Origin of the sequence: Methylobacterium sp. CCH5-D2 (genome assembly GCF_001556475.1) — a bacterium.
Taxonomy (GTDB): Bacteria; Pseudomonadota; Alphaproteobacteria; order Rhizobiales; family Beijerinckiaceae; genus Methylobacterium; species Methylobacterium hispanicum.
This window is the reverse complement of sequence record NZ_LSIX01000737.1, coordinates 1-4,710: the sequence shown is the minus strand read 5'-3', so window position 1 is coordinate 4,710 and position 4,710 is coordinate 1. Positions and strand designations below refer to the sequence as shown.

Annotated in this window: 4 protein-coding genes; 2 read left to right on the top strand and 2 right to left on the bottom strand. The window is 71.2% G+C overall.

Annotated elements, in window-relative coordinates:
• Nucleotides 1-124 precede the first annotated feature (124 nt).
• Nucleotides 125-1,129, bottom strand: a complete 1,005-nt coding sequence (locus AX737_RS19510) for a hypothetical protein (protein ID WP_066924280.1) — start codon at nt 1,127-1,129, stop codon at nt 125-127.
• Between the two features lie 437 nt (nt 1,130-1,566).
• Between AX737_RS19510 and dnaK the strand changes: the two genes are divergently transcribed.
• Nucleotides 1,567-3,486 (top strand): molecular chaperone DnaK, encoded by a 1,920-nt coding sequence (dnaK, locus tag AX737_RS19505; RefSeq protein ID WP_066924278.1) that lies wholly within the window; start codon nt 1,567-1,569, stop codon nt 3,484-3,486.
• A 351-nt stretch (nt 3,487-3,837) separates the two neighbouring features.
• On the top strand, nt 3,838-4,128 hold the full coding sequence (locus AX737_RS19500; protein ID WP_066924276.1) for a hypothetical protein: 291 nt from the start codon (nt 3,838-3,840) through the stop codon (nt 4,126-4,128).
• Between the two features lie 86 nt (nt 4,129-4,214).
• Here the strand turns inward: AX737_RS19500 and AX737_RS19495 are convergent.
• On the bottom strand, nt 4,215-4,710 hold a 496-nt coding region (locus AX737_RS19495), incomplete at its 5' end, for an NfeD family protein (protein WP_348626807.1).

Sequence of the window (4,710 nt, the reverse complement as noted above, 5' to 3'; positions counted from 1 at the left end):
CCCGCCACCCCCGGCCTGAGCGGGATCCGACGACCTGGGCGGACCGCCTTCCCCTGCCTGTAGACATTCCACCCCGCGCGTCCTCCCGCCCTCTCTTCGGGGAGGGAGGCGTGTCCCACAGCCCCTATTCCGCCACCGGGATCCCGGCGCCCGGCGCGGCGTCCGGGTTCATGCCCTCGACGGCGGGCTTCCGGCGCGGGCGCGGCGTCGCCGCGGCGGCGGGCTGGGCGGCCGCGGTGTTCACGCCGAGGCGCGTCGCCAGCGCCAGCGCCCGGTTCTCGGTGAAGCGCAGGTGGCAGAAGCCGTGCGCGCCCTCGCGAGCGTAGGTGCGGCAGAGCTGCTCCCGGTCGGAGGAGAAGGCCGCCTGCTCGGTCACGATCGGGCGCACGTCCTCGCGCCGCGCCCGCTGGGTCATCAGTTTGTAGTTGTCGCGCACCGCCTTGTCGGCGACGCCGCGGGCGGTGTCGAACTCCGCCGAGCGCGGGATCAGCCCGGCGGCCGCCGGGCCCCAGAGCCCCCGCGGCGTTGTGGTGCAGTCGGAAGTGGAGAAGGTGCAGACCGGGGTGGGCCCGAGCGGCGTGACGAGGAGACCGCCCTCCGTCACGTCGAAGCGTAGCGGGCACTCGGCGGCGGCCGCCTCGAAGCGGGGCACGCCCTCGGGGCGCCCCTCCGCGGTGAGCGCGACGGGGTTGCCGTCGGCCAGAGGCACCGTGCAGGATTCCGTCGGCTGGGAGATCTTGGTGCCGGGCAGCGTGATGCGGGCGGTCGTCGCCGTGCCGGCGCGCTCCAGCTTCAGCTTGCCGGCGAGGCCGTTGAGCTGCAGCTCCTGCCCGAGGATCGCGTCCTCGCCGGGCACCTTCAGCACCACGGGCTTCGGCGGCGCGGCCGGGCGCGGCGCCTCGGCGGCGGGAGCGCCCGGATCGGCCGGCAGCGGGTCGCCCGGCATCGGCGCGGACGGGGGCGGGGCGCCACCCGGCACGCCGCGGGGCGGCACCGGAGGTCTCGCGGCGCGGCCGATCCCGAACAGCTCCTCGAAGAAGTTCTGGGCCTGCGCCGCCGGGGGCAGCGCCGTCGCGGCGCCGAGCGCGGCGCCGAGGAGCGGGATCAGGAGGCTGCGGGTCGGACGCATCGAGTCCTTCGAAGCAGGAACGGGCACGGCGTGCGCCGCGCCCGGTGCCCGCCTCCCCGCCGGGGAGCGGGCGCCGTCGCGCGGCCGCCGGGCGACGCTAACACGCCATCGATGGCGCGGGCGTGGCAGCGGAGCAACAAAATCCGGGCGCACGGGCACGTCCGCGACACGCCCGCAGCGCCGATTCCTCAAGGTCGCCAAGGCCCTGGCGCGGGCGTTGCCCGAATCGCACGCCGGGTGCGGCTTTGCCTTGCGGCCCCCGGGAGCCCTTCTTATATCCGCTGCGACACGGGATTAGGCGCGGGTTTTTCGCCGGCTCCGGCCCTTGATCCGCCCCCCCTCCCGTACGCACATCACTTTACGTCGCACCGCCATGGGCCGAGCTGCTTCGGGGCTCGGCGGTCTGCTTGAATTCGAACCAACAGAGGGATCCCACCATGGGTAAAGTCATCGGCATCGACTTGGGCACCACCAATTCCTGTGTGGCCGTCATGGAAGGCACGCAGCCCAAGGTCATCGAGAACGCGGAAGGCGCCCGCACCACCCCGTCCATCGTCGCCTTCACGGACGACGGGGAGCGCCTCGTCGGCCAGCCCGCCAAGCGGCAGGCCGTCACCAACCCGGAACGCACCTTCTTCGCCATCAAGCGTCTGATCGGCCGTACCTACGACGATCCGATGACGCAGAAGGACAAGGGCCTCGTGCCCTACAAGATCGTCAAGGGCGACAACGGCGACGCCTGGGTCGAGGCCGACGGCAAGAAGTACTCGCCCTCCCAGATCTCGGCCTTCACCCTTCAGAAGATGAAGGAGACCGCCGAGTCGCATCTCGGCCAGCCGGTCACCCAGGCCGTCATCACGGTCCCGGCCTACTTCAACGACGCCCAGCGCCAGGCCACCAAGGATGCCGGCAAGATCGCGGGCCTCGAGGTGCTGCGCATCATCAACGAGCCGACGGCCGCCGCGCTCGCCTACGGCCTCGACAAGAAGAAGTCCGGCACGATCGCGGTCTACGACCTCGGCGGCGGCACCTTCGACGTCTCGATCCTTGAGATCGGCGACGGCGTGTTCGAGGTGAAGTCCACCAACGGCGACACGTTCCTGGGCGGCGAGGATTTCGACAACCGCGTGGTCGAGTACCTGACCGCCGAGTTCAAGCGCGAGCAGGGCATCGACCTGACGAAGGACAAGCTCGCGCTCCAGCGCCTCAAGGAGGCCGCCGAGAAGGCGAAGATCGAGCTGTCCTCGGCGACGCAGACCGAGATCAACCTGCCCTACATCACGGCGGACGCGACCGGCCCGAAGCATCTCGCGCTGAAGCTCAGCCGCGCCAAGTTCGAGTCGCTCGTCGACGACCTCGTGCAGCGCACGATCGAGCCCTGCCGCAAGGCGCTGAAGGACGCGGGCGTCTCGGCCTCCGAGATCGACGAGGTCGTGCTCGTCGGCGGTATGATCCGCATGCCGAAGATCCAGGAGGTGGTGAAGTCCTTCTTCGGCAAGGAGCCCCACAAGGGCGTCAACCCGGACGAGGTCGTGGCCATCGGCGCGGCGGTCCAGGCCGGCGTGCTCCAGGGCGACGTGAAGGACGTGCTGCTCCTCGACGTGACCCCGCTCTCGCTCGGCATCGAGACGCTGGGCGGCGTGTTCACCCGGCTCATCGACCGCAACACCACGATTCCGACCAAGAAGTCCCAGGTCTTCTCGACGGCCGAGGACAACCAGAACGCGGTCACCATCCGGGTCTTCCAGGGTGAGCGCGAGATGGCGGCCGACAACAAGCTGCTCGGCCAGTTCGACCTCGTCGGCATCCCGCCGGCGCCCCGCGGCATGCCGCAGATCGAGGTGACCTTCGACATCGACGCCAACGGCATCGTGAACGTCACGGCCAAGGACAAGGCGACGAACAAGGAGCACCAGATCCGCATCCAGGCATCCGGCGGTCTCTCCGACGCCGACATCGACCGGATGGTGAAGGACGCCGAGGCCAACGCCGAGGCCGACAAGCGCCGCCGCGAGCTGGTCGAGGTGAAGAACCAGGGCGAGAGCCTGATCCATGCCACCGAGAAGTCGGTGAAGGAGTACGGCGACAAGGTCCCGCAATCCGACCGCGACGGCATCGAGACCGCCAGCACGGCGCTCAAGACCGCGCTGGAGGGCGACGACGTCGAGACCATCAAGGCCCGCACCACGGACCTGATGCAGGCCTCGATGAAGCTCGGCGAGGCGATGTACGCGGCGAGCCAGGCGGCCGGCCCGGACGCCGCCGCGGCGGGTGCCGAGGGCGAGGCCAAGAAGGACGACGTCATCGACGCCGACTTCCAGGAGGTCGACGAGAAGGACCAGAAGAAGCGGGCCTGATCGGCTTCCTTCGAAGTCCAAGAGAGGGGGCCGGAGTGATCCGGCCCCTTTTTTCATGTCCGATCGGATGATCGCTCCTGTGTCGGCGCGTTCTCCCGCCCATGTCATCTCACACATCCGGCGGCTCACGCGCTCTCCCTCCCCCCTTTGCGGGGGAGGGGAAGACGCGGAAGCGGCTGCCCGAGATGTGCGAACATCGTAAAGCGCGCTGAGACAGCGGGGAGCTGCGATACCCGAGCCGACCCATCCGGAAGTCGTGCGAGCCCTGCGCCAGCGGACGGATTTTCTCTGAACGGCCGTGGAGCTGAGGCGTTGACGCCCCACACGATACCGAACGGAGGAAGACACGCCATGCAGATCAAGACGATCGCCGCCGCCGCCTCGCTGGTCATCGGGCTCTCGGGCGCCGCATTCGCGCAGGGCACGCAGCCGGGCGCGGCCGGCGCGAGCGACCCGGCCATGCGCGGCGGCCAGGGCATGGACCGCTCGATGACCCGGATGGACCCGAACACGATGCCGAGCTCGACCGGCACGACTGGCCGCGAGGGCGGCATGGGCAACATGGGCGGCGGAACGGGCAAGAGCAGCAACACCGGCGTCGGCATGGGCAACCAGGGCGCCAACCAGGGCGCGCGCCAGTAAGGTCTGCCGAGCGCGGACTTCAGGAGGGCCGGGGTCCCGATCCCGGCCCTTCTGGCTGCCCGGCCGCCGCTTCCGGCGACCGGCGTTCAGGCCGCGATCACCGTCAGCACCGTGCCGGCCATCCCCGTCACCCGGATGCGGGCCCCGGCCGGGAGGTCCGGCCCGGTGACGCGCCAGTAGGTGTCGTCGAAGCGCGCGGCGCCCGCGCCGCCGACGATCGCCTCCGCCAGCACGCCCTCGCGGCCGACGAGCCCGCGATCCGCCCGGTTGAGCACGCTCGCCGGACGGCGGCGATCGAGCCGCGTCGCGAGGCCGGCACAGAGGATCGAGAGCAGGGCCCAGACGAGGACCTGCACCTGCCAGGGCAGCGGGACCGCGGCCTCGGCGAGCCCGGTCAGCACGGCGGCGAGGCCGAGCCAGATCAGGAACATGCCGGGCAGCACCAGCTCGGCCGCCGCCAGCACGAGGCCGGCGACGATCCAGAGCCAGACGGGCCCGAGCGCTGCGGCGAGGTCGGCCGGCACGCTCAGCGCCTCGGCGTCCCGGCATCCGGCGGCGCGCCCGCGCGCCGGGCGGCCCCCG

Coding starts and splice junctions, on each gene's coding strand:
- AX737_RS19510 (WP_066924280.1), bottom strand. CDS start 1,129: ATGCGTCCGACCCGCAGCCTCCTGATCCCGCTCCTCGGCGCCGCGCTC.
- AX737_RS19500 (WP_066924276.1), top strand. CDS start 3,838: ATGCAGATCAAGACGATCGCCGCCGCCGCCTCGCTGGTCATCGGGCTC.
- dnaK (WP_066924278.1), top strand. CDS start 1,567: ATGGGTAAAGTCATCGGCATCGACTTGGGCACCACCAATTCCTGTGTG.